Source organism: Candidatus Symbiopectobacterium sp. (genome assembly GCF_020054415.1).
In the GTDB taxonomy this organism is placed as follows: Bacteria; Pseudomonadota; Gammaproteobacteria; order Enterobacterales; family Enterobacteriaceae; genus Symbiopectobacterium.
This window is the reverse complement of sequence record NZ_JAHWCO010000385.1, coordinates 1-2,679: the sequence shown is the minus strand read 5'-3', so window position 1 is coordinate 2,679 and position 2,679 is coordinate 1. Positions and strand designations below refer to the sequence as shown.

The 2,679-nt window shown below is 44.6% G+C and carries 3 protein-coding genes; all 3 read right to left on the bottom strand.

The annotated features are described in order from the left end of the window. Positions 1 to 190: 190 nt before the first annotated feature. Genes fliT through fliD form a run of 3 tightly spaced genes read right to left on the bottom strand, consistent with a single transcriptional unit; the run spans position 191 to position 2,416 of the window. On the bottom strand, positions 191 to 562 hold the full coding sequence (gene fliT / locus QZ506_RS11440; protein WP_291971175.1) for a flagella biosynthesis regulatory protein FliT: 372 nt from the start codon (positions 560 to 562) through the stop codon (positions 191 to 193). Between the two features lie 15 nt (positions 563 to 577). Further along, positions 578 to 976 (bottom strand): flagellar export chaperone FliS, encoded by a 399-nt coding sequence (fliS, locus tag QZ506_RS11435; RefSeq protein ID WP_291971173.1) that lies wholly within the window; start codon positions 974 to 976, stop codon positions 578 to 580. 15 nt (positions 977 to 991) lie between these two features. After that, positions 992 to 2,416, bottom strand: coding sequence for a flagellar filament capping protein FliD (fliD, locus tag QZ506_RS11430; protein ID WP_291971170.1), 1,425 nt, complete (start codon positions 2,414 to 2,416; stop codon positions 992 to 994). Positions 2,417 to 2,679: the final 263 nt, after the last annotated feature.

Here is a 2,679-nt window from a genome sequence, read left to right as displayed (position 1 = left end):
GCTGCGGGCGTACGCCGATGGCCACTTTACTCGATGGAAAACGGATCTGGGCAGAAAAGAATCTGAACCAGATGTAATCTGACAGACACCTGTATAAATAATCGGTAACTGTCAGATCAGGTCTGAGCTAGTACAAATTACACAATCTCGTGTACAGGCTCTTGCATATCAGCAAATTGCCCTAGCACCGTCACTCTTGAGGATTAATATTGCCAAGAATAACACCTTGGGGTGAGAATTCACCGTAGGCTGCATTGACACTATGCTGCTTAACTGACGCTTGCATTAATGAACTCAGCTCATCCATGCGTTTTTGCAGTAACTCTTTTATTTGCGCTTCACTTTCTACGAGTTCTCGCAAAATTTTGCGAAATTGCAACTGCATCACACTGTCCAGATTATCGGGAATCGGCATCTTGCTCAGATTCTCCACCGACTGGATGTAGATAATCTCTTGTTCGACCACTTCATCCCATACGCCGTTGTTAGCCAGAGCCAATATATGTCGGCTCAGTAGCTGAAGCTGCTGATAATCCTTTAGCAGTTGCAAAGGCGTTGTCATTTATGCTGCTCCGCTCTATACCGCTTGCGGTGTAGGGCCAATCTGGCGCCAGGCATCAGAGATGCTATTAAGCAATGTTTCAACTTCGTCGATAATTTTTGCATCATTATGCAAGTTAGCAATCATTAAACGTTGAACCATGTAATCATAAAGGGCCGCAAGGTTCTCTGCCAACTCACCACCTTTTTCTATGTCCAAGCCCGATTTAAGGCCATTCGTGATGATATCGATAGCTTTGGATAAAGCGTAACCTTTACCAACAATATCATTCTGCTGTAATAAAATCCGCGCACGGACCAACGCACTGAGCGCACCGTCAAAAAGCAGAACAATGAGCTGGTGTGGGCTGGCGCTCATCACACTGCTTTCCAGGCCAACTTGGGCATAGGCCTGGCTGCCGTTTCTGCTGTACATCAGTGACTTTCTCCATTAACTACTTTTGTTTAAGGCAGCAAGTTGTTTTGCCAGATATTCGCCGGTGCTATTCATTTTAGAAAACAACATATCCAACTGGGAAAACTGCGCTTTATAGCGCGCAATATTATCTTCGATATTTTGCTGAGTGCGATCGTAGGTTTTCTTAATGGTTTTCAGCGTCGCTGCAATACTGTCTTTGGCGGTTTGGATTGCCCCTTTGCTAGAATCAAGAACGTTGTCTAAATAATTAGTGACTTGTGTAGAGTAGCCTGTGGTTTTTCCGTCGCCGACGAAGAAATCTAATACATGACTGGAATTATCTGTCAGTGCAGTTGTTAGCTTATCGCTATCAATCTCAAGCATGCCGGTTTTGGGGTTTTGTTTAACGCCCATTTCGTTAAGCGTACTGATATCCATACCGCTCTGAGCGGAGGAGATTTGTGTTTTCAATGAGGTCTGGATACCACGGACAGTCCTGTTACCAAGCAATACACCGTTACTGTTGCTTTGTGCATCAGAACCAGGAGCTACCTCTGTGTATTTGGTCAAGGTACCAATTGTCGTCTGCAGTGCATTGTACGCATCGACGTAATTTTGAACTGCTGTCTTCATCGGTGCAATATCACTGGCGATTGATAATGTCTCTGATGAGTTCGTCGCTGTTTGGGATTTCAAGGTTAACGTAACGCCGTCAATAACGTCAGAAATCGTGTTACGTTGACGCTCAATCGTCATGCCATTAAGCTTTATTGATGCATTTTGCACGGCAGTCTGCTGCGTCATTGCACCACTGCCAGCACCTGTATCGGAGGTATAATTCAATTTGCTATTCAGCGTGTCATCACCGGTGACGCTGATAGTCATCTTGGCATCGGTGCCAGTGCCTTTGGCCGTGATAGACAAATAATAAGTATCGTCATCCACTTTGACGATACTCGCACCAACATTGCCATTAGCCTTATTAATTGCATCACGGATGCCCACTAATGATGTTTGGTTATCGGTCAGTTTGATTTCAAGTGGTTTATCCTGACCTGGTTGGCTGATAGTCAGGGTCCGGGTATTGTTTTCTGTCGCTGAACCCTGCTGTGCTGTATTGCTGGTAAACTCACCCGAGATCAAGGATTGCGCGGTAGCAAGTGTCTTCACTTCTACACTGTAATTGCCGTTAGTTGCTTTGCTATCCGTTGTTGCAGTGAAGGCGGTATTGGTGCTGCTGACACTGGTTTTATTGATGCTGCTTGCTTTGGTCAATGTTTCTGCGGCAGTGTTCAGCTTTTCTAGTGCACTCTTAAGGGTGTCAAAGGATTTATCTCGGTTTTCGTAAAGCGTTTGTTGTGCCTTTACCGAGGTTAAGCGAGTCCGTTCATTGGTTGTTAATTTCGAAAGAATATCGCTCATTCTGTCGTTGTAACCTGTGGAGTTGATGCTTGCCATGGTAATTCCTTATGAATAGGTTAATGCCTTCTAGAAGCTTATCGGCAAATAATGAACAAAGTTTAGTATAATCTTTCAGCAGAACTGAGATGGCACGATGGCATCCGCTACAGCGTATTTTAGGCTTTGTTGAATAATAGTGAGTCATGCTGTTTTGCCAAGCCAGTTTTGGTAGAAAATGCTTGTCCCCTCAGGTGTACATTTTTCTCATGAGGCCTAACTGCATGATTTTACGTTGCGAGTATCCGTCGTTTCACTGGACT

Coding starts and splice junctions, on each gene's coding strand:
- fliT (WP_291971175.1), bottom strand. CDS start 562: ATGACAACGCCTTTGCAACTGCTAAAGGATTATCAGCAGCTTCAGCTA.
- fliS (WP_291971173.1), bottom strand. CDS start 976: ATGTACAGCAGAAACGGCAGCCAGGCCTATGCCCAAGTTGGCCTGGAA.
- fliD (WP_291971170.1), bottom strand. CDS start 2,416: ATGGCAAGCATCAACTCCACAGGTTACAACGACAGAATGAGCGATATT.